At 61.7% G+C, this 21,203-nt stretch carries 23 protein-coding genes; 12 read left to right on the plus strand and 11 right to left on the minus strand.

Going from position 1 to position 21,203, the window contains the following annotated elements:
• Positions 1 to 94: 94 nt before the first annotated feature.
• The 7 genes from rnr to dapD all read right to left on the minus strand — a co-directional run bounded on the left by rnr (position 95) and on the right by dapD (position 6,224).
• A complete protein-coding gene (rnr, locus tag ACNQ62_RS02310; protein WP_418094112.1) occupies positions 95 to 2,374 on the minus strand; it encodes a ribonuclease R in 2,280 nt (759 codons plus the stop codon).
• Positions 2,375 to 2,377: 3 nt separating this feature from the next.
• On the minus strand, positions 2,378 to 2,980 hold the full coding sequence (locus ACNQ62_RS02315; protein WP_418094113.1) for a TIGR04282 family arsenosugar biosynthesis glycosyltransferase: 603 nt from the start codon (positions 2,978 to 2,980) through the stop codon (positions 2,378 to 2,380).
• Entirely contained in the window at positions 2,977 to 3,399 is a 423-nt protein-coding gene (locus tag ACNQ62_RS02320) for a GNAT family N-acetyltransferase (protein ID WP_005850535.1), read from the minus strand. Before ACNQ62_RS02320 ends, ACNQ62_RS02315 begins: the two co-directional genes overlap by 4 nt.
• Positions 3,396 to 4,541 (minus strand): succinyl-diaminopimelate desuccinylase, encoded by a 1,146-nt coding sequence (gene dapE / locus ACNQ62_RS02325; protein ID WP_037965521.1) that lies wholly within the window; start codon positions 4,539 to 4,541, stop codon positions 3,396 to 3,398. Before dapE ends, ACNQ62_RS02320 begins: the two co-directional genes overlap by 4 nt.
• Before the next feature lie 139 nt (positions 4,542 to 4,680).
• On the minus strand, positions 4,681 to 5,019 hold the full coding sequence (locus ACNQ62_RS02330; RefSeq protein ID WP_005850537.1) for a hypothetical protein: 339 nt from the start codon (positions 5,017 to 5,019) through the stop codon (positions 4,681 to 4,683).
• A gap of 61 nt (positions 5,020 to 5,080) precedes the next feature.
• A complete protein-coding gene (locus tag ACNQ62_RS02335) occupies positions 5,081 to 5,335 on the minus strand; it encodes a GlsB/YeaQ/YmgE family stress response membrane protein (protein ID WP_005850538.1) in 255 nt (84 codons plus the stop codon).
• Positions 5,336 to 5,396: 61 nt separating this feature from the next.
• The gene (gene dapD / locus ACNQ62_RS02340) at positions 5,397 to 6,224 is read right to left on the minus strand and encodes a 2,3,4,5-tetrahydropyridine-2,6-dicarboxylate N-succinyltransferase (protein ID WP_005850539.1); all 828 of its coding nucleotides are present in this window, start codon (positions 6,222 to 6,224) and stop codon (positions 5,397 to 5,399) included.
• 152 nt (positions 6,225 to 6,376) lie between these two features.
• Between dapD and ACNQ62_RS02345 the strand changes: the two genes are divergently transcribed.
• The gene (locus ACNQ62_RS02345) at positions 6,377 to 7,228 is read left to right on the plus strand and encodes a TIGR00730 family Rossman fold protein (protein ID WP_168593084.1); all 852 of its coding nucleotides are present in this window, start codon (positions 6,377 to 6,379) and stop codon (positions 7,226 to 7,228) included.
• 14 nt (positions 7,229 to 7,242) lie between these two features.
• Here ACNQ62_RS02345 and ACNQ62_RS02350 read toward each other — a convergent pair whose 3' ends face one another.
• From ACNQ62_RS02350 to ACNQ62_RS02360, 3 genes are all read right to left on the minus strand, one after another.
• Positions 7,243 to 7,455, minus strand: a complete 213-nt coding sequence (locus tag ACNQ62_RS02350; protein WP_005850541.1) for a hypothetical protein — start codon at positions 7,453 to 7,455, stop codon at positions 7,243 to 7,245.
• A 190-nt stretch (positions 7,456 to 7,645) separates the two neighbouring features.
• A complete protein-coding gene (rlmN, locus tag ACNQ62_RS02355; protein ID WP_064217291.1) occupies positions 7,646 to 8,821 on the minus strand; it encodes a 23S rRNA (adenine(2503)-C(2))-methyltransferase RlmN in 1,176 nt (391 codons plus the stop codon).
• 192 nt (positions 8,822 to 9,013) lie between these two features.
• Positions 9,014 to 9,544 carry an invasion associated locus B family protein gene (locus tag ACNQ62_RS02360; RefSeq protein WP_005850544.1) on the minus strand — a complete coding sequence of 177 codons (531 nt, stop codon included), beginning with the start codon at positions 9,542 to 9,544 and terminating at the stop codon, positions 9,014 to 9,016.
• Positions 9,545 to 9,723: 179 nt separating this feature from the next.
• On the opposite strand from ACNQ62_RS02360, the gene ACNQ62_RS02365 reads away from it, so the two are divergent.
• A complete protein-coding gene (locus tag ACNQ62_RS02365) occupies positions 9,724 to 10,704 on the plus strand; it encodes an asparaginase (RefSeq protein ID WP_418094114.1) in 981 nt (326 codons plus the stop codon).
• 62 nt (positions 10,705 to 10,766) lie between these two features.
• On the opposite strand, the gene serB is transcribed toward ACNQ62_RS02365, so the two are convergent.
• Entirely contained in the window at positions 10,767 to 11,642 is an 876-nt protein-coding gene (gene serB, locus ACNQ62_RS02370; protein ID WP_005850546.1) for a phosphoserine phosphatase SerB, read from the minus strand.
• Positions 11,643 to 11,894: 252 nt separating this feature from the next.
• Here serB and pcaF point away from each other — a divergent pair, with 252 nt between their 5' ends.
• The 10 genes from pcaF to ACNQ62_RS02420 are packed head-to-tail and all read left to right on the plus strand — an operon-like array spanning position 11,895 to position 21,199.
• Positions 11,895 to 13,097: a 3-oxoadipyl-CoA thiolase gene (gene pcaF, locus ACNQ62_RS02375; protein ID WP_340270256.1), complete on the plus strand. Its 1,203-nt coding sequence runs from the start codon at positions 11,895 to 11,897 to the stop codon at positions 13,095 to 13,097.
• Between the two features lie 30 nt (positions 13,098 to 13,127).
• A complete protein-coding gene (paaA, locus tag ACNQ62_RS02380) occupies positions 13,128 to 14,120 on the plus strand; it encodes a 1,2-phenylacetyl-CoA epoxidase subunit PaaA (RefSeq protein WP_037942555.1) in 993 nt (330 codons plus the stop codon).
• 5 nt (positions 14,121 to 14,125) lie between these two features.
• Positions 14,126 to 14,470: a 1,2-phenylacetyl-CoA epoxidase subunit PaaB gene (gene paaB, locus ACNQ62_RS02385; protein WP_418094115.1), complete on the plus strand. Its 345-nt coding sequence runs from the start codon at positions 14,126 to 14,128 to the stop codon at positions 14,468 to 14,470.
• 53 nt (positions 14,471 to 14,523) lie between these two features.
• Positions 14,524 to 15,246, plus strand: a complete 723-nt coding sequence (gene paaC / locus ACNQ62_RS02390; RefSeq protein WP_418094207.1) for a 1,2-phenylacetyl-CoA epoxidase subunit PaaC — start codon at positions 14,524 to 14,526, stop codon at positions 15,244 to 15,246.
• Positions 15,240 to 15,707: a 1,2-phenylacetyl-CoA epoxidase subunit PaaD gene (paaD, locus tag ACNQ62_RS02395; protein ID WP_418094116.1), complete on the plus strand. Its 468-nt coding sequence runs from the start codon at positions 15,240 to 15,242 to the stop codon at positions 15,705 to 15,707. The genes paaC and paaD overlap by 7 nt, the downstream gene beginning before the upstream one ends.
• Before the next feature lie 3 nt (positions 15,708 to 15,710).
• Entirely contained in the window at positions 15,711 to 16,775 is a 1,065-nt protein-coding gene (locus ACNQ62_RS02400; protein WP_418094117.1) for a 2Fe-2S iron-sulfur cluster-binding protein, read from the plus strand.
• A 10-nt stretch (positions 16,776 to 16,785) separates the two neighbouring features.
• Complete coding sequence (paaZ, locus tag ACNQ62_RS02405; protein ID WP_418094118.1) at positions 16,786 to 18,810, plus strand: phenylacetic acid degradation bifunctional protein PaaZ; 2,025 nt, start codon at positions 16,786 to 16,788, stop codon at positions 18,808 to 18,810.
• Complete coding sequence (locus ACNQ62_RS02410; RefSeq protein WP_184583613.1) at positions 18,800 to 19,570, plus strand: PaaX family transcriptional regulator C-terminal domain-containing protein; 771 nt, start codon at positions 18,800 to 18,802, stop codon at positions 19,568 to 19,570. Before paaZ ends, ACNQ62_RS02410 begins: the two co-directional genes overlap by 11 nt.
• Positions 19,571 to 19,625: 55 nt before the next feature.
• The gene (locus ACNQ62_RS02415) at positions 19,626 to 20,240 is read left to right on the plus strand and encodes a ribonuclease D (RefSeq protein WP_005850559.1); all 615 of its coding nucleotides are present in this window, start codon (positions 19,626 to 19,628) and stop codon (positions 20,238 to 20,240) included.
• Positions 20,237 to 21,199 carry a KpsF/GutQ family sugar-phosphate isomerase gene (locus ACNQ62_RS02420; protein ID WP_037942545.1) on the plus strand — a complete coding sequence of 321 codons (963 nt, stop codon included), beginning with the start codon at positions 20,237 to 20,239 and terminating at the stop codon, positions 21,197 to 21,199. The genes ACNQ62_RS02415 and ACNQ62_RS02420 overlap by 4 nt, the downstream gene beginning before the upstream one ends.
• Positions 21,200 to 21,203: the final 4 nt, after the last annotated feature.

Here is a 21,203-nt window from a genome sequence, read left to right on the forward strand (position 1 = left end):
AAGCCTAGCGTCAAACGCCGCGCCCAGAAAGGCGGAGTTGCCCGCTGTGCGTGTTACTGCCTGCCTGTTCCTGCCTCGTGTTCCAGCTCCGGGGTCAGCGTCGAGTGCGTTTGACCTTGCGTTTTACCTTATCCGCCTTGCGCTTGGCTTTGACACCTTTGCGCTTGGGGTTGGTGCGGCCCGCAGGGCCACCGCGTCCGCGCCGCGCCCCTTGGCCGCCCTTGGGCAGGGCATCCCCCTCAAGCGTCACCAGCTCCAGCGCGATGCCCCCGGTGACCGGGACCGCCTCTGACAGGCGCACGGTGACACGCTGCCCGACAGAGATGATCATGCCCGTATCCGACCCCATCAGCGTGCCGGCCTCTTGGTCGAAATGGAAATACTCGCGCCCCAGCGACCGCATGGGCAGCAGCCCGTCGGCCCCGGTTTCGTCCAGCTTCACAAAGGCTCCAAATCGCGCCACGCCGCTGATCCGGCCCGAGAATTCATTGCCCACACGTTCCGACAGATAGGACGCGAGATAGCGATCAGTGGTGTCACGCTCCGCCATCATCGACCGGCGTTCCGTGTCCGAGATATGCGCGCCGGTCTGTTCGATATCCTCGATATCATGCTGGCTTAGCCCGTCATTGCCCCAGCCATGGGCAGTGATCAACGCGCGGTGCACGATCAAATCCGCGTAGCGCCGGATCGGAGAGGTGAAATGCGCGTAGGACCGCAGCGCCAGACCAAAGTGCCCGATGTGCGCGGGCCCGTAATAGGCTTGCGTCATCGACCGCAGGGTCGACAGGTTGATCAGCTCGGCGTCATCCGTGCCCGCCGCATCGTTCAGCAGCTTGTTCAGATGGCGCGTATGCAGCACCTGTCCCTTGGCCAGCGTATAGCCCGCCGCCTGCGCGGTTTCGCGCAAGGCGTCCAGCTTGGCGGGAGAGGGTTCTTCGTGGATGCGATACAGCAGCGGCGTTTTCTTGGACAGCAGTGTTTCGGCGGCGGCGACATTGGCCAGCACCATGAACTCTTCGATCAAGCGGTGCGCATCCAGCCGGTCCTTGAAGTTCACCGACTTCACGGTGCCGTCCTTGTCCAGCTCGATCCGCCGCTCGGGCAGGTCAAGGTCCAGCGGCTGACGTTCGGCGCGGGCAGCTTTCAAGGCGGCATAGGCGGCGTAGATCGGTTTCAGCACAGGGTCCAGCAACGGGCCGGTGCGGTCATTGGGGGCACCGTCAATCGCGTCCTGCACCTCTTCGTAGTGCAGCGAGGCGGGAGAGCGCATCAGCCCACGATGGAAGCTATGGCCGATCTTGTTGCCCGCCGCATCCAGCACCATGCGGACAGCGATACAGGCCCGCGGCACGCCTTCGTGCAACGAACACAGATCCCCCGACAGACGGTCGGGCAGCATCGGCACCACACGGTCAGGGAAATAGGTGGAATTGCCCCGTTTGCGCGCCTCGCGGTCCAGCGCAGAGCCGGGGGTGACATAGGCCGCCACATCGGCAATCGCGACCCAGACGACATGGCCGCCCTCGTTCTTGGGGTCTTCGTCAGCATGGGCATAGCATGCGTCATCATGGTCCCGCGCGTCCGACGGGTCGATGGTGATCAGGGGCAGGTCGCGCAGATCCTCGCGCCCTTTCAGGCCCACGGGTTTCGCGGCATCGGCCTGCGCCATCACGTCGTCAGGAAAGTCGTCGGGGATACCATGCTGGTGGATCGCGATCAGGGACACGGCCTTGGGTGCCGACGGGTCCCCCAGCCGTTCAACGATACGCGCCCGTGGCGATCCCATGCGCGCCTTTGGTCCGGCTTGTTCCGCCTCGACCAGCTCGCCATCCTTGGCCCCGTGGGTCGCGTCTCCGGGCACCCACCATTCCTTGTCGGACCCTTTGTCGATGGGCACAATGCGCCCGCCCTCTGTGGTCTTGCGGAAGATGCCCAAGACCCGCTGCGGGTTCGCGCCAATGCGGCGGATCAGCCGCGCCTCGTAGTGGTGGTCTTGCGCCTGTACCAGCGTCAACCGCGCCAGAATACGGTCGCCGGCACCCAAGGCCGGGTCAGAGGCACGGGGGATCACCAGCACCACGGGCTCCACGCCTTCGCCCTGCCACTCCATCGGTTTGGCAAACAGATCGCCATCCTTGTCCGGCCCCGTGACCTGCAACACAGACACCGGCGGCAAGCGGTCAGGGTCCTGATAGCTGCGCTTGCGCTTTTCCAGATGGCCTTCGGCCTCCAGCTCTTTCAGCACGCGTTTCAGATCGATCCGGGCCGCCCCCTTGATGCCGAACGCCTTGGCGATGTCACGCTTGGCGGTCAGAGTGGGGTTTTCGGCGATCCAGTCAAGGATCTCGGGCTTTGAAGGTATTTTGCTCATGCTTCACGAGGTAGCACGCGCACCCCGCTTCGTCATGGGCAAATCGTCGATTGTATCCACGTCCCGCAATGTGGCGACCTGTGCGATGCGGTGATCGGGCAGCGTGGCGACGGTATCGGCCAGCGCATGCTCCGTGGACCAGCGGACGTTTTCAAACAGGCGCGGCGGCACGGGGCGGGCGCGTTTCAGCCCGACCAGCCAATAGCCCCCGTCCGGTGCAGGCCCGAACACCGCGTCATGCGACCCGAGCGCGCGAAACGCATCGGCCACCCGCGCCGCGGTCACACCCGGAATATCCGCCCCGATGACACAGACCGGCCTCGGGGACGCAGCACGCAGCATACGGCCCATACGATCCCCCAGATCACCGCGCCCCTGCGGCCAGCGCGGTAGATGCGCGGGCCAGACACGGCTGGACAGCCCCGCCCGATCCGGCGCGACCGCCAGCACCACCTGCCAGCGCGGGTCTTGCACACGGCGGATCAACGCGCGGGTCTGATGCCGGAACCACCACGCGGCAGCGGTCATGCCCAGATCACGGCCAAGCCGCGTCTTGACCCGCCCCGGCAGCGGCTCTTTCACCATAATGACCAGCGTGCGGTTCAAAGCGACAGCACCATCTCGCGATGATCAATGCCGGCGTCGTCAAAGACCGGCCCCTGCGCCACGAACCCCAGCTTTTCGTAGAACCCCAAAGCATGCAGCTGCGCGCCGAGCTTCACGAAGCGCACGGCAGGATCCTTGCGCGCCTCGTCTACCGCCGCGCGGATCAGCGCCGCGCCAAGCCCCGTACCGCGGTGGGATTTGATCACACATACGCGCCCGATCTTGGCCGTATCACCCTTGATATGCATCCGCGCAGAGCCGATCGGCAGCTCTTCTTCGGTGGCAAGGAAATGCGTCGCGTCATCGTCGCGGTCGTCCATTTCATCGGCTTCCGACACGTTCTGCTCTTCGATAAAGACGATCCGGCGCAGCAGGTGACAGCTGGCGAGGTCTTCGGTCACGGCGATATGGGCGGTCATGCGAAATAGTCCTTCAGGATGCGGGTATAGATGGATTTGAGCTGGTGGATCTGCGCCACCTCGACGTTTTCGTCGACCTCGTGCATGGACTGACCAACCAGCCCGAATTCAACCACAGGGCAATGGTGCTTCATGAACCGCGCATCCGACGTCCCGCCAGAGGTGGACAGCTCAGGCGTCACCCCCGTCTCTGCCTGCACCGCTTTGGACACCAGATCAGACAGCTCACCCGGTGGCGTGATAAAGCTCTCGCCCGAAATCTTGACCTTGAGCTCGACCTGCACGCCAAAACTGTCGCGGATCGCGGCGGCCTGTTCCTCCAGCCAAGTGGTCAGGCTAGCGCCCGAATGCTTGTCGTTAAAACGGATGTTCACCGTCGCGCGGGTTTCAGCCGGGATCACATTGGTCGCAGGGTTGCCGGTATCGACGGTGACAATCGCCAGCGTGGAGGGATCGAAATGGTCCGTCCCCTCGTCCAGCTGATGCGAGGCAAGCTGATCCATCAGCCGCATCATCGCAGGCATCGGGTTATTGGCGCGGTGAGGATAGGCCGCATGGCCCTGTTTGCCGATCACGCGAAAATGCGCGTTCAGCGACCCGCGTCGCCCGATCTTGATCATCTCGCCCATTTTGTTCGGACATGTCGGCTCTCCGACAAGACAAACATCCATCCGTTCGCCCGCCTCTTGCATGTAATCCAGCAAGGCGCGGGTGCCGTCGATGCCTTCGGCTTCCTCGTCACCGGTGATTGCCAGCACGATGGACCCATCCGGGGGCGTGTCGCGGACAAAGTCGATGGCCGCGGCGGTGAAAGCTGCCACACCGGATTTCATATCGGTGGTGCCGCGCCCGTACATGATGCCGTCTTTGATCTCTGCGCCAAAGGGCGGCATCGTCCAGTCGGCCTCGTTCCCGATGGGCACGACATCGGTGTGACCGTTAAAGCCAAAGCTGCGGGTGTTGCCCTTGTTGCCCCAACGCGCAAAGAGGTTCTTGATCCCTCCACGGTCCGCCCAGGCACAGTCAAACCCCGCCTCGGTCAGCAGATCGAACAGCACCTCTTGCGCGCCCCCGTCTGCGGGGGTGACCGACGGGCAACGCACCAGTTTGGCGGTCAGGTCTACGGGATCGATGCTGGACATATGAGGGCTCCTTCGGCGTGTGTCGCGGTGTTGCCCTACATTTGTGGGGAAAATGCCCCAAAGCCAAGGGGCAGCGCGGAAATACACAAAGCGGTGAGCCACATAGCCCACGCCAGCGCTGCAAAGCCGCGCAGGAACCTTAGTCGAAGAAAGGCGTCATCTGCGCAATAATGACAGAGTTTTCGTCCAGCGCCCGCGCCATCAAGGCCCGTTCGTCTTCGTCAATCTCGTGGCCTTCAGCCTCGCGGTCCGCAATCGTGCCATATCCGGTCACGTCCAGCGGGTTGGTATCGGCCTGTTTCAGGATGGCGACCGTCTCGCGCACGGCTTCGGCTTCGTCGATACCCGAGGCAAAGCACATCAGCGCAGCGCCCGTCGCCTTGTCCGGCAGGCCGTCGCCCTCTTTGCGGCCGATCTCGACCAGCAGCGTATAGACCTGCTGGCGCGACGGTTTCTTGGGTTTCTTCTGGTCAGACATAAAAAGGGCCACCGCATTAAGATGCGGCAGCCCTATCGTGTTCTGTGTCGTCTGAAAAGGGTCAGCTACGTCCGCGTACCAAACGTGTGACCCAAATCAACAGGCAGGCCCCGATGACACCGACGACCAGCTGACCAATCCAGCCACCCAAGGTCGCACCGACGATTGTCATCAGCAGGAAGTTGGCAACGATCGCGCCAATGATCCCCAGAATAATGTTCATGATCAGCCCCATATCGGACTTCATGATCTTTTCCGCGATCCAACCGGCCAGACCACCGACGATTATTGCTGCGAACCAACCCAGACCTGTCATTTCAAATTCTCCATAAATCTTGTTTCATAGAGTGAACTCACAGGTCTGTGAAAAGGTTCCCTTAGTCGCGCAGCAGCTCGTTGATCGAGGTTTTGGAGCGGGTCTTTTCGTCGACGCGCTTCACGATCACGGCGCAATAAAGGTGCACACCGTTCTTCGACGGCATGGACCCCGCCACAACGACCGACCCCGCGGGCACTTCGCCATAGAAGACTTCGCCGGTTTCACGGTCGAGGATCTTGGTCGACTGGCCGATGTAGACCCCCATCCCCAGAACGGAGCCTTCGCGGACGATGCAGCCTTCGACCACCTCGGAACGCGCACCGATAAAGCAGTTGTCTTCGATGATTGTCGGGCCAGCCTGCATGGGCTCGAGCACGCCACCGATGCCAACGCCACCCGACAGGTGGACGTTCTTGCCGATCTGCGCGCAGGACCCGACGGTCGCCCATGTGTCAACCATTGTGCCGCTGTCGACATAGGCACCAATGTTCACAAAGGACGGCATCAGCACGACGCCCGGCGCGATATAGGCCGATTTGCGCACGACACAGTTGGGCACGGCGCGAAAGCCTGCCTCTTTCCAGTCGGCGTCGTTCCAGCCTTTGAACTTGCTATCGACCTTGTCCCACCAGCCGCTGCCCTGCGGGCCGCCGTCTTGCTGTTCCATATCCTTGATGCGGAAGCCCAGCAGGACCGCTTTCTTGGCCCATTGGTTCACATGCCAGTCGCCGTTCTCCATCTTTTCGGCAACGCGCAGCTTGCCGCTGTCCAGCGCGGCCAGCGTGTCTTCGATCGCGTCTCGTGTTTCGCCGGTGGTGGCCGAAGTGATCGTGTCACGGGCGTCCCAGGCGGCTTCGATGGCGGTTTCAAGTTGGGCGTTCGACATGGGTGTAGCTCCGGCGAATGAGGGTCAAATGTTGCGCTTGGCTATACAGTCGTCGGGGCTGTGGTGCAATGACGTCGGATGGCGTGGTCATTTGCGGCAAAGGCAGGCATGTTGCAGCAAAGGGCACCCGTCGCCCGCACAGACCGGAGAGTATGATGACCGAATCCAAACGCCACCCCTTGCGCAAGGCCGGCGACGACCGCGCCACCGCGCAGGATGTACCCGACACGCCGCAAACGCGCGCCCCGGCATACCGGCTGGCCTTTACCGATGACGACTTCATGTGCCGTCAGGAGTTGCGCCCCGTCCGGCTGCAACTGGAATTGCTCAAGCCCGAGATGGAGCTGGACGCCCATGGTGTGAAATCCACCATCGTCCTGTTCGGCGGCGCGCGTATTCCCGCCCCTGCCCACAAAGACAAGGCCCGCACCAAGACACTGGCCGATCTGTCCCATTTCTATGACGAGGCCCGCGAATTCGCGCGGCTGATGACGCTGAAATCGATGGAGAGTGACGGGCAAGACAACGTGATCGTCACTGGCGGTGGCCCCGGCGTGATGGAGGCTGGCAACCGCGGTGCCGTCGACGCCGGCGGGCAATCTATCGGGCTGAACATCGTTCTACCCTTCGAACAGGCCCCGAATGAATATGTCACACCGGAGCTGTGCTTTAACTTTCACTACTTCGCGATCCGCAAGATGCATTTCCTGATGCGCGCACGGGCGATCTGTGTCTTCCCCGGCGGCTTTGGCACGCTGGACGAGATGTTCGAGACGCTGACCCTGATCCAGACAGGCCGGATGAGCCGTGTGCCGTTCCTGCTGTTCGGCCGTGCCTTCTGGGAAAAGATCATCAACTGGGATGCGCTGGCAGACGCGGGCACGATCTCTGATCAGGATCTGGACCTGTTCCAATTCGTTGAAACCGCCGACGAGGCGATGAAGCTGATCGAGAACTGGGATACAGCCCCCGCCCGAAAGGAAGTCCCCGGGCGTTCAAAATAAAGACCCCGGTCAGATCAGGCGCAAAGATCGGCCGGAAGCACACAGACCTCAACGTGATGCGGCAGCGTTTCCAGAACGGACCCGTGGTCCGTATCACGTACCCCATAGCCATACCCGGCCAGACGATGTTTCCATTCGCGGTAGGACAAGGCGCTTTCGCGTTCGCGGGTCACAAGCGCCAGTACATCGGCAGTGATAAAGGCGTCGTTCTTGATAATAACAGTCATCGCAGTATCGCTCCTGATTGTGTTGTCGATGGAAACAATATTCTGGGCGATCATGACTTAATTTCTGCTTAAATGTGGCGGGCCCAAGGTCATTTCAGGGTGACCCCGCCACAATCAAACGCCTTGAAATGCAAACAGCCGCCCCAATCGGGACGGCTGCATCGTGGATTTCACGTTGAATTAAGGGCAGTTACATCCCCGCGTCAGCCTCGATCTGCTTGCGGGACTTGCGTTCACGCTCTGTCGCCGATTTCAACTGACCGCAGGCCGCCATGATATCTTCACCCCGCGGTTTACGCACGGGCGAGGCGTAGCCTGCCTGATACACGATCTCGGAGAACGCGCGGATGCGGTTGTTCGACGACCGCTTATACGGCGCGCCGGGCCATTCGTTGAAAGGGATCAGGTTGATCTTGGCGGGGATACCGCGGATCAATTCAATCAGACGATGCGCATCAGCGTCTGAATCGTTCACACCATCCAGCATGACATATTCAAACGTGATCCGTTCGGAGTTGCTGACCTTGGGATAGGCCCGCAGCGCCTCGATCAGCTCGGCGATGTTCCAGCGTTTGTTGATCGGCACCAACTTGTTGCGCACCTCGTCCGTGGTGGCGTGGAAAGATACAGCCAGTTGGCAGCCAATCTCTTCGGCGGTGCGCGCGATCTCCGGCACAACACCGGAGGTCGACAAGGTGATCCGGCGGCGCGACAGCTGGATCCCCTCGGGGTCCATCGCGATCTTCATCGCGTCGCGCACGTTTTCAAAGTTATAAAGCGGCTCGCCCATGCCCATCAGCACGATGTTGGACAATAGCCGCGGCGCATCGGTCAGCGCACCGGGCACGGGCCATTCGCCCAGATCATCCCGCGCCACCATCACCTGCCCGATAATCTCGGCCGCGGTCAGGTTGCGCACCAGCTTTTGCGTGCCAGTGTGACAGAAGGAACAGGTCAACGTGCAGCCGACCTGAGAGCTGACGCACAAGGTGCCGCGCCCCTCTTCGGGGATATACACCACCTCGACCTCATGGCCGCCCGCAATGCGCACCAGATATTTGCGCGTGCCGTCTTCGGACACCTGTTTGGTCACGACCTCGGGCACCTCGATCACGAACTTCTCGGCCAGCTCGGCTCGGAAGGCTTTCGACAGATTGGTCATATCGGCAAAATCGCGGGTGCCCCATTGATAGATCCACTGCCAGATCTGTCCCACACGCATCTTCGCCTGTTTCTCCGGCGTGCCTTCCGCGATCAACGCGGCGCGCATGGCATCACGGGTCAACCCGACAAGGTTCACCGGCCCCTCCGCCTGCTTACGCGGAATGGTCATGACATCTTGAGTAATCGGCGCGGTCGCAGACATGGGGATTCTCCGGTGTGCAGGGGTTTGAGCGCTCTATATAGGGATTTTTCCCTAAATCAAAAGGAAACGCCGCATTGCTGGGCCGGGCTGAGTGCATAGCTTCGCCCGTCATGGCCGCTTTATCGACCAAACCCTTGGTATGAAAAAGCCCCGCCAATGGCAGGGCTTCGCGATCAGTTCAGGCGGAAAAACCTAGCCGCCGCAGCGTTTGGCCGCATCTTCAACCGCAGCCGTGAACCCCAGAAGCGAGAACGTGTCCTCGGTCTGCGTCCCACGCCCGGAACGGCCCGTCAGCTTTGCATCCGCGCCACGTTTCATCGCGGCGATGATCTTGTTGTCGTCCTCGGTGGTCGCAGGCCAGGCCCATTCGCCTTCGGTGAACAGCTCGAACGTGGTGCCGCCGATGTTCATGTTGACCGTCGACCCCGAAGCAAAGGGATAGCCGCCGGTAAAGGCCACCTGCCCCTTGGCCCCCGCGCTTGGACGGTAAAAGACCATCAGCAGGGTCTGGCCACGGTTCACCGCCACAACGCGACCATCGCGGGAGTTTACGGATTCTTTCGGCGTGGACACGCCCCAGCATTCGGTCGGGTTGTCCTCGACGAATACGCTCCAGTCCGTCTCTGCTGCCACGCGGTTCGTGCTTTGCGCTTGCGCGAAAACGCTGCCTGCGCTCAGACCCGCCAGCGCCGCCGCAAAACCAATCGTCCTAAAGTTCATCATCTACCTGGGCCTCCAGCCGCCATTAACCTCAACATCACAACAATTCCCCAATGGCAGCCCTTCGGGAGGCGCTCTTGATCAAAGGAACTGTATTTCTCTCGTCAACAAGCATAATAACGGCAAACAGGCGACACACGAAACCCTGATTGGCAGGAATTCGCCAACGAAAAGGATAATTCATGACCCAAGCAGCCCCCTTTGCCGAAATCTGGCGTGGTCCGTTTCTGGAAAGCGTGCATTCGGGTCATGCGGTGGTCTGTGACAGCAGCGGTCAGATCCTGCAGACTTGGGGCGATCCCGACACGGTGATCCTGCCGCGCTCCTCTGCCAAGATGATCCAGGCGCTGCCCCTGATCCAGTCCGGTGCCGCCGATGCCTATGGCCTTGGGCCCCAACATCTGGCGCTGGCCTGCGCGTCCCATCAGGCGGCGGATTTGCATGTGGGCATCATCTCTGACTGGCTCAAGACGTTGGGGCTGGACGACAGCGCCTTTCGCTGCGGCACGGCACTTCCCGGGGACGAGGCCGCGCGCAATGCACTGGTGTGTTCCGGCACGCAGCCTTGCCAGATCCACCATGAATGTTCCGGCAAACACGCGGGCTTCTTGTCGGTCAACGCCCATATGGGCGGCGGCGCGGATTACGAAAAGCCGGACCACCCCGTGCAACGCGCCTGTCTCGAGGCGTTCGAGCGTGTGACCGGCACCACCTCGCCCGGCTTCGGGATCGACGGCTGCTCTGTCCCGAATTTTGCAACTACGCTACACGGTATGGCCCGCGCCATGGCGCATTTCGCCGCTGCTCCCGATGGGTCGGCCGAGGCTCGGCTGCATCAGGCCATGCGCCTGCACCCCGACCTTGTCGCCGGCGAGACCCGCGCCTGCACCAATCTGATGCGCGCGATGAACGGCAAGGTCGCGCTCAAGACCGGGGCCGAGGGGTTCTTCATCGCGATCCTGCCGGATCAGAACACCGGCGTGGCACTCAAGGCGGCCTGTGGCACCAAACGCGCGGCCGAATGCGCGATCACCTCGATCCTGGTCAAACTCGGCGCGCTCGACCCGAACCACCCCGAAGCGTTGAAATACCGCAATGCCCCGATAGAAAACCGGCGCGGCATCATCACGGGCACGCTCAAGCCTGCCGCTGGCTTTGCGTAACATCGCTTCCAAATGGTTAAAAATCCCGGGGTATGGGGCAGCGCCCCATGCAGCTTCCGCGCCTAGATGACGAATTCGTCCTTGGCGTACCCCTGCACATAAAGCAGCGCCGTCAGATCGCCAAAGTTGATCCGCACATCACATTCCGCCGCCACGGCGGGCTTGGCGTGCAGCGCCACGCCCATGCCCGCGCGCGCCAGCATGCCCAGATCGTTTGCCCCGTCGCCCACGGCAATCACGTCGTCCTCTGACAGCCCCAGGCGCGCGGTGATCTGTTCCAGCGCATCGACCTTGGCCTGTTTGCCCAGGATCGGCACGCCGACGTCGCCCGTCAGCACGCCATCCGATGCGATCAGCGTATTCGCGCGGTTCTCGTCAAAGCCAAGCGCCTCTGCCACGGCGGCGGTGAACGCCGTGAAACCACCCGACACAAGCGCCGCATAGGCACCATTTGCCTTCATCGTGGCGATCAGGGTCTTGCCGCCGGGCATATGGGTGATCCGTTCGGCCAGCACGCGGGTGATCACCGCCTCGTCCAACCCTTTTAACAGACCAACCCGTTCGCGCAGGGCGGCGTTGAAATCAAGCTCTCCGTTCATGGCGCGGGCGGTGATATCTTTCACGCGGTCCCCGACCCCGGCTTCATCTGCCAGCTCGTCGATACACTCCTGCTGGATCATGGTGCTGTCCATATCCGCCAGCAGCATCTTCTTGCGGCGGCCTTCCGACGGGGTGATCACCAGATCGACCCCCATCCCCTGACATTCGGCCCAGACATCCCAGCGATTGCCCGGCATCCGCTTCATGTCAAAGCCCGCCGCCTCGTCCGGAGCAAGCCAGACCGCATCCCCGCCGCCCCATGCGTTGCGCACCGCATCGACCAGAGACGCCTCAAGCTGCGGGCGTTGAGGAGAGGTTAGAAGGGTCACACTATGCATGGGTCAGGTCCGTTCGGGTCAAATCAGTCTGGGGCGCATCTTGCGCATTGTTTTAACGGGGTTTCCACCCCTGTTCCAGCGCTCCTGCGGGGGAAGGTTGCGCGCCTTGCCCAAGCGGCCCGAACAGACCGCCTTGCGCGTTATCCTGTCCGCCTTTATGTTACAAAATATGCAAACTGAAAAATGTCAGGTAACATTTAAGTTGCGTCGAATCGCGACTATCCCTACGCTCGTCAACCAAGGGAGACTTTCATGGACGCTTTTATTTGTGACGCGCAGCGCACACCCATCGGCCGCTTTGGCGGCGCATTGTCATCGGTCCGCGCCGATGATCTGGCAGCGGCACCGATTGCCGCACTGATGGCCCGCAATCCTGATCTGGATTGGTCCAAAATCGATGACGTGATCTTTGGCTGTGCCAACCAGGCCGGCGAAGACAACCGTAACGTGGCCCGTATGGCGGCCCTGCTGGCCGGCCTGCCGGTCGATGTGCCCGGTGCAACGATCAACCGTCTGTGTGCCTCTGGCATGGATGCGGTCGGCGTCGCGGCCCGTGCGATCAAGGCCGGCGACATGGATCTGGCGATTGCCGGCGGTGTCGAAAGCATGACCCGCGCGCCTTTCGTGATGCCCAAGGCGGAAACCGCCTTCTCGCGCAACAACGCTGTCTATGACACCACCATTGGCTGGCGCTTTGTGAACCCCAAGATGAAGGCGCAATACGGCGTCGAATCCATGCCCGAAACCGGCGACAACGTGGCAACGGATTATGATGTCAGCCGCGAAGATCAGGACGCCTTTGCCAAGCGCAGTCAGGACCGCTGGGAAGCGGCGGACAAGGCCGGTGTTTTCGCCGACGAGATCACCCCCGTGTCGATCCCGCAGCGCAAGGGCGACCCGATTGTCTTTGACCGCGACGAACACCCGCGCCCCGGCACCACGATTGACGCGCTGACCAAGCTGCGCCCGATCAACGGCCCCGACCTGACCGTGACCGCGGGCAATGCCTCTGGCGTCAACGACGGCGCGGCGGCGATGCTGATGGCTTCTGAGGCGGCGGCGTCGCAGCACGGGCTGACCCCGATTGCACGCGTTGTCGGTATTTCTGCCGCCGGTGTTGAACCGCGCGTCATGGGCATCGGCCCTGTTCCTGCCAGCCAGAAAGTCCTGGCCCGCGCAGGTCTGACCATCGACCAGATGGATGTGATCGAGCTGAACGAAGCATTTGCGTCGCAAGGGATCGCCACATTGCGCGCGCTTGGCGTGGCGGATGATGCGCCTCATGTGAATGCCAACGGCGGCGCGATTGCCATCGGTCACCCGCTGGGGATGTCCGGTGCCCGTCTGGTCATGACCGCAGCCCTGCAGTTGAAACGCACAGGCGGCCGCTATGCGCTGTGCACCATGTGTGTCGGCGTCGGCCAAGGCGTCGCTATCATCCTCGAACGCGCTTAACGCAATTATCCCCCTGAAAGGATCTGAACGATGTATGCACAGATGATCAAATCCACCGGCCAAGGTGTCAAATCTCTCGAAGAGATGGATCCGCAGGAACGCGCCTTTCAGGAACGGATAAATGCGGGCGGCAAGATCGAACCGAAAGACTGGATGCCAGAGGGGTATCGCAAGAACCTGATCCGGCAGATCGGCCAGCACGCGCATTCGGAAATCGTGGGCCAGTTGCCAGAAGGCAACTGGATCACCCGCGCCCCGACGTTGGAGCGTAAGGCGATCCTGCTCGCCAAGGTGCAGGACGAGGCAGGCCACGGTCTGTATCTCTATTGTGCTGCCGAAACACTGGGGGTCAGCCGTGACCAGCTGACCCGCGACCTTCTGTCGGGCAAAATGAAATACAGCTCTATCTTCAATTATCCGACCCTGACATGGGCCGATATGGGGGCTGTCGGCTGGCTCGTGGATGGGGCCGCGATCATGAATCAGGTGCCGTTGCAACGCACATCCTACGGCCCCTATGCCCGCGCGATGGTGCGTATCTGCAAAGAGGAATCGTTCCACCAGCGCCAAGGCTACGACATCATGATGAAGATGGCGAAGGGCACAGACGCGCAGCGCAAGATGGCGCAGGACGCGCTCAACCGCTTCTGGGGCCCCGCGCTGATGATGTTTGGCCCGTCGGACGAAAACTCTGTCCATTCGGCGCAATCGATGGCGTGGAAGATCAAGATGAACTCCAACGACGAGCTGCGTCAGAAGTTTGTCGATGAATGTGTCCCGCAGGCCGAATATCTGGGCCTCAGCGTTCCCGACCCCGATCTGAAATGGAACGAGGAACGCGGGCATTACGACTTTACCCAACCCGATTGGGACGAATTCTTTGACGTGCTCAAGGGCAATGGCCCCTGCAATACCGAACGGCTCGCCGCGCGCAACAAGGCGTGGGACGACGGCGCGTGGGTGCGGGACGGTTTGATGGCACATGCGGCGAAGAAACGCGCCGCGAAACTGGCAGCGGAGTAAGCAAGATGAGCAGCCCAGAAGCAAGACCCTACCCCGGCACCCAAGCGGTCGACCACGGCAAGGCGCGCGCCGATGAATGGCCCCTGTTCGAGATTTTCATTCGCGGTCAGCACGGGCTGAGCCATCGCCACGTCGGGTCGCTTCACGCCGCTGACGCCGAAATGGCGATCAAGAATGCCCGCGATGTTTATACCCGCCGCAACGAAGGCGTGAGCATCTGGGTCGTCGAGGCCGCCCATATCGCCGCCTCCTCGCCCGAGGAAAAAGGCCCGCTGTACGAGCCCGCCAACGACAAGGTCTACCGCCACCCCACCTTCTTTGACATTCCAGACGAAGTGGGGGCGATGTGAGCACGGCGAATGTAGACCCTAACAAAGGCGATTTGTTCGAATTTCTATGCCGGATGGGGGATAACACCCTTGTTCTGGGACACCGCGTCTCGGAATGGTGCGGCCACGCCCCTGTGCTGGAGGAAGACATCGCGCTGGCGAATACCGCGCTGGATCTGATCGGCCAGACCACGCTTTGGCTGGATCTGGCGGGTAAGGTCGAAGATGCCGGTCGCGATGCAGATCGGCTGGCCTTTCACCGTGACGTCTGGGATTTCCGCAATCTGTTGTTGGTCGAACAGCCCAACGGCGATTTCGGCCAGACGATCATGCGCCAGTTCCTGTTTGACGCATGGCACCTGTCGCAGCTGACCGCCCTGATGGAAAGCAGCGATGCACAGATCGCGGCCATCGCGGAAAAGTCGAGCAAAGAGGTGACCTACCATCTGGAGCGCGCGACAGACACAGTGATCGGCCTTGGCGACGGCACCGAGGAAAGCCACCGCCGCATGCAGAACGCGCTGGACCTGTTGTGGCCCTATGTCGGGGAAATGTTCGTCGCGGACGCTGTGGACGAGGCTATGGTCTCAGCGGGCATCGCGCCCGACCCTGCGTCCCTGCGCGCCGCCTATGATACCTTGGTGAACGATGTCTTCACCGCCGCCACGCTAACACGGCCCAAAAGCGATTTCGGCCATCGCGGCGGCAAATCCGGTAAACGCCATTCGGAACATCTGGGGCATATGCTGACGCAGATGCAATGGCTGCAACGCGCCTACCCGGATGCGACATGGTAGTCGAAAAGCCTTCGTTAGAGACGATTTGGGGCTGGCTCCACGCCGTGCCGGACCCCGAGATTCCGGTAATCTCGCTGACCGACCTGGGGATCATCCGCGATGTGCAATGGCAGGATGACACGCTAGAGGTCACGGTGACGCCGACTTACTCCGGCTGCCCTGCCACGACGATCATCAACCTTGATATCGAAACGGCATTGCGCGGGCACGGGATCGAAAAACTGTCTCTAAAGCGGCAACTTTCGCCTGCCTGGACCTCTGACTGGATGACCGACGCGGGCCGCGCCAAGCTGGAAAGCTACGGCATCGCCCCGCCCCAACCCGCAGGTGGCCCCGAACGCTGCCCCCGGTGCCAATCGACGCATCTGGAAAAGATCAGCCAGTTCGGATCGACCCCCTGCAAGGCGCAATGGCGCTGCACCGACTGTCTGGAACCCTTCGATTATTTTAAGTGTATCTGACCCATGAGCCAATTCCTCCCCTTATTAGTGACTGATATTCACCGCACCATCCGCGACGCGGTGGTCTTGACCCTGCAACCCGAAGACCCGCAGGCGTTTGCCTTTAAACAGGGTCAGTATCTGACCTTCAAACAGGATTTCGACGGGACCGAGCTGCGCCGCAACTATTCGATTTGCGCCGGTCTGGACGACGGCGTGCTGCAAGTGGGGATCAAGCGGGTCGATGGCGGCGCCTTCTCTACCTTTGCGAACGAGGTGTTGAAGGTCGGGGATACGCTGCATGCCATGCCCCCCCAAGGCACGTTTTCCGCCGGGTTAGAGCCTGATCGCGCGCGGAATTACCTTGGCTTTGCAGGCGGGTCGGGGATCACGCCCGTGCTGTCGATCCTCAAGACGGTGCTGAAACGCGAGCCCAAATCGACCTTTACGCTGGTCTATGCCAACCGCGCTGTGAACACGATCATGTTCCGCGAAGAGCTGGAGGATCTCAAGAACCGCTATATGGGCCGGTTGAGCGTCATCCACATGCTGGAAAGCGGGCAGGACATCGACCTGTTCACCGGCCGTGTAGACCAGAATAAATGCGCCGAGTTGTTCAAGACGTGGATCGACGTGTCGGACATGGACATGGCCTTTATCTGCGGGCCGGAGCCGATGATGTTGGCCATCGCGGATGCCCTGAAAACCCACGGGTTAGAGCCTGACCAGATCAAGTTCGAGCTGTTCAACGAAAGCCAACAGGGCCGTCTGGCGAAACAGGAAATGGCCAAGCGCAACGAAGGTCAGGCGCAAACGCAGGTGACCGTGACAATCGACGGCGCGCAGCACAGCTTTACCATGGCCAAGGGGCAGTCGGTGCTAGATGCCGCGCTAGAGAATAACCTTGATGCGCCCTTTGCCTGCAAGGCGGGGGTCTGTTCGACCTGCATGTGCAAGGTCACCGAAGGCGAGGTCGAGATGCTGTCGAACCACGCGCTGGAGGACTACGAAGTTGAACGCGGATACCGGCTGAGCTGCCAAAGCTATCCGCTGAGCGACACGCTTTTCATTGACTACGACCATCACTAAGGGGCCCAATATGCGCGATATCCAAAGCTTTGCCGCCGGACAATGGATAAACCCCGGTGCCGGTGCACGCAACATCGCAAGTGCTATCACCGGCGATGTGATCGCCCAAGCCGGCAATGAAGCGCTGCAGGTTCAGACGATGCTGGCCTATGCCCGTGACATCGGCGGCCCTGCCCTACGCAAGCTGACCTTTCACGACCGTGCCCGGATGCTCAAGTCCGTCGCGCTCTACCTCAATGACCATAAACAGAGCCTGTACGAGCTGTCGTTCGACACAGGCGGCACGCAGGCTGACCACATGATCGACGTGGATGGCGGGATCGGTACGATGCAGGTCTACGCCGCCAAGGGTCGACGCGAAATGCCGGATGATCAGGTTTATCTTGACGGTCCCGTCGAACAGCTGGGCCGCGCGGGTCAGTTCATGGGCCGCCACATCTGCACGCCGCTGCAGGGCGTTGCGGTGCATATCAACGCTTTCAACTTCCCCGTTTGGGGCATGTTGGAAAAGCTCGCCCCGACGCTGCTGGCCGGGGTGCCTGCCATCGTCAAACCCGCCACCACCACCTGTCAGGTGACCGAGGCCTGTTTCCGCCTGATGATCCAATCCGGTATTCTGCCAGACGGCGCGATCCAATTGGTGACGGGGGGCTTGGGCGATATGCTGGACCACCTCGATTGTCAGGATGTAGTTAGCTTTACCGGCTCTGCTGAAACGGCACTGAAACTGCGCAGCACCCCTGCGTTGGTCGAACGCTCGGTTCGCTTTGCGTCTGAACAGGATAGTCTCAATGCCTCTGTGTTAGGGTCTGATGCGGGCCCCGGCACGCCCGAGTTTGATCTGTTTGTGAAAGAGGTCCAGCGCGAGATGACGGCCAAGGCGGGGCAGAAATGTACCGCCATCCGCCGGATCATGGTACCGCAACCCCATGTGGATGCGCTGATCGCCGCGCTGTCGGACCGGCTGGCCAAAGTCACCATCGGCGATCCCCGTCTTGAAGGCACGAAAATGGGCGCGCTTGTTTCGCAATCGCAGCGCCGTGATGTGATGGAGAAAGCCGCCCTGATCGGGACAGAGGCGACGCGTGTCTTTGGCGACCCCGACGCCTTTGCTGTCGAGGGTGCGGATGCGCAGAAAGGTGCCTTTGTCCCGCCGATGCTGTTCCACTGCGCCGATCCCGATGCCGCCACGCATGTGCACGACACCGAGGCTTTTGGCCCTGTATCCACCATCATGCCCTACCGCGACACCGATCACGCCATCGCGCTGCTGAACAAAGGCAAAGGGTCGCTGGTCGCCTCCATCATCACCCGCGACGGCGAGACCGCACGCGACATGGTCATGGGCGCAGGCGCGTTTCACGGGCGGCTCTATTTCAACAACCGCGACTCGATGGCCGAGGCGACGGGTCACGGTGCCCCCCTGCCCCATATGGTCCACGGGGGGCCGGGGCGTGCAGGCGGCGGCGAGGAACTGGGCGGCGTGCGCGGTGTCATGCATTACATGCAGCGCACCGCCATTCAGGGCAGCCCCGATATTCTGACCGCCATCGGCAAGCAATGGGTGCCCGGCGCGACCGAGATTTCGGACCGCGACCACCCGTTCACCCGCCGCTTTGGCGCGCTGGATTTGGGCGAGACGTTCAATTCTGCCAGCCGCACCGTGTCGCTGGAGGATATCGAGACGTTCGCTCATTTCACCGGTGATACGTTTTACGCGCATATGGATGACGCCGCCGCCAAGGCGAACCCGTTCTTTCCGGGCCGTGTTGCCCATGGCTATCTGCTGCTGAGCTTTGCCGCAGGGCTGTTCGTGCAGCCTGACCCCGGCCCTGTGCTGGCGAATACCGGGCTGGACAACCTGCGCTTTATGGCACCGGTGCAGGCGGGCGACAGCATCAAGGTCCGGCTCAGTGTCAAGGCAAAGACGCCTCGCAATGACGAATACGGTGAGGTACGCTGGCACGTGACCCTGACCAATCAGGATGATGCCGCCGTGGCCGAGTATGAATTGCTGACGATGAATGCCTATTGACGACTTTGACCTTGCGATCGCCCCACTGAAAGACCTTGGCGGCCAGCGCGTCTGGTCTTTGATGATCAGTCTCTTTGGTGATCTGGCCCGACAGGAAGGGCAGATCATCGGCGGGCCGGTGCTGTCGGCGATCATGTCGGCGATGGACGTCCGTCCCGAGGCCGCGCGCGTGGCTCTGCATCGTTTGCGCAAGGACAAATGGATCGCGTCCGAGAAACACGGGCGGATCAGCCATCACAGCCTGACCCCCGAAGGCCGCGCCCAGAGTCAGGCGGCCAGTGGCCGGATCTACGCCACCCCTGACGATCTGCCCGAGCACTGGCAAATGGTCGTGACAGATGACGCCGAGACCGGCGCGCTGGAAAAGGCGGGATTCACCACGTTGATGCCGCGCCTATATGTCGGGGACGCCTCCCTGCCTGTGCCCAAAGACGCGGCCATGCTGCCCGGTCAGGCTGCCCCCGACTGGATGAAGCGCCAGCTAGAGCCTGCCTCCCTTGCCGAAAGCTATGCGCAGCTGTCAGACGCCTTGCACCATGTCACGCGCGACCTTGCCGGTGCCGACACGCTGACGCCGTTGCAAATTGCGACCCTGCGCTGCCTGATCGTGCATAATTGGCGCCGCCTTGCGCTGAAGCACCCCGCGCTGCCGCGTCCGCTGATCCGCGATGATTGGGCCGGTCTGGTCGCGCATCAAAGGGTTGCTGCCCTGCTCGCGGCCTACCCACGCCCCGACCTGCCGGAAATCGCCACCGCCTGAGGCCGCGCAGAAAGCGATGCTTTCCCAACGCGCGCCGTCGGGATATAGGGAGGGCATGACAAATACAGTTTACCAAAATGACCTGCCCGACGGGCTGAACCTTGGACCGATGGTCGCGATAGATTGCGAAACCATGGGGCTGCATCCGCACCGTGACCGGCTGTGTGTGGTGCAGTTGTCCGGCGGTGACGGGAACGCGCATCTGGTCCAGATCGCCAAGGGCCAGACCGAGGCCCCTAATCTTTGTGCCCTGCTTGAAGACCCGCATGTGCTCAAGCTGTTCCACTATGGCCGGTTTGACATCGCGGCTTTGCTGAACACCTTTGGGGCCAAGGCCGCGCCGGTCTATTGCACCAAGATCGCCAGCCGACTTGTGCGCACCTATACCGACCGCCACGGGCTTGCCAAACTCTGCCAAGAACTGCTGAGCGTCGATATCTCCAAACAGCAGCAATCCAGCGATTGGGGTGCCGAGACGCTGACCAAAGCGCAGATCGACTATGCCGCCTCGGACGTGCTGCACCTGCACAAGCTGCGGGACGTGCTGAACCAGATGTTGATCCGCGAAGGACGCATCGAGCTCGCGCAAGCGTGCTTTGAATTTTTGCCAACCCGTGCCCAACTCGATTTGGACGGCTGGCCCGAAACGGATATTTTTGCACACGCATGACCACACCTTTCCTAGATACCGCCCGCCGCGTCATCCGCACCGAAGCACAAGCGCTTGAACAACTGGCCGACAGTCTGGACGACCGTTTTCGTCAGGCGATCGACCTGCTGGTCGCGACCCGTGGGCGGGTGATTGTCACCGGCATCGGCAAGTCCGGCCATATCGCCAAAAAGATCGCCGCGACGCTGGCAAGCACGGGCACGCCCGCGCAGTTCGTCCACCCTGCCGAGGCAAGCCACGGCGATCTGGGGATGATCACTGGCGATGATGTGGTGCTTGCGATCTCGAACTCGGGCGAAGCGCCGGAGCTGGCCAATCTGATCGCCTATTCGCGGCGCTTTTCCATCCCGCTGATCGGCATCACCAGCCGCGCGCAAAGCAGCCTTGGCGCGCAATGCGACGTGGTGCTGGAACTGCCGCAATTGGCAGAGGCCTGCGGGACCGGCGTGGTGCCGTCGACATCGACCACGATGACACTGGCGATGGGGGATGCTGTGGCGATTGCCCTGATGGAAAACCGCGCCTTCACCGCCGAACATTTCCGCGAATTCCACCCCGGTGGCAAACTTGGCGCACGGCTTAGCCGCGTCGCTGATCTGATGCACACGGGCGATGCGCTTCCGCTGGTGCAGGTCGATGCCCCGATGTCCGACGCGCTGATGGCGATGAGCAGTAAATCCTTTGGCGTGGTGATTGTCACCGACAGCAACGGCGCGCTGGCCGGTATCATCACCAGCGGCGATTTGGGGCGTCACCTGGACGGGCTGATGTCCAAAACTGCGCGCGAGGTCATGACGCCGACCCCTGTCACCGTCGCACCCGACGCGCTGGCGGAAAAGGCTGTGGGCATCATGAACGCCCGCAAGATCACCTGTCTGCTGGTGCTGGACCCCGCCCAAGGGGACATCCCCGCAGGTCTGCTGCATATCCACGACTGCCTACGCGTCGGTCTGGGCTAGCGCG

Origin of the sequence: Sulfitobacter sp. SBS6 (assembly GCF_048285585.1) — a bacterium.
GTDB classification, from domain to species: domain Bacteria; phylum Pseudomonadota; class Alphaproteobacteria; order Rhodobacterales; family Rhodobacteraceae; genus Sulfitobacter; species Sulfitobacter pontiacus.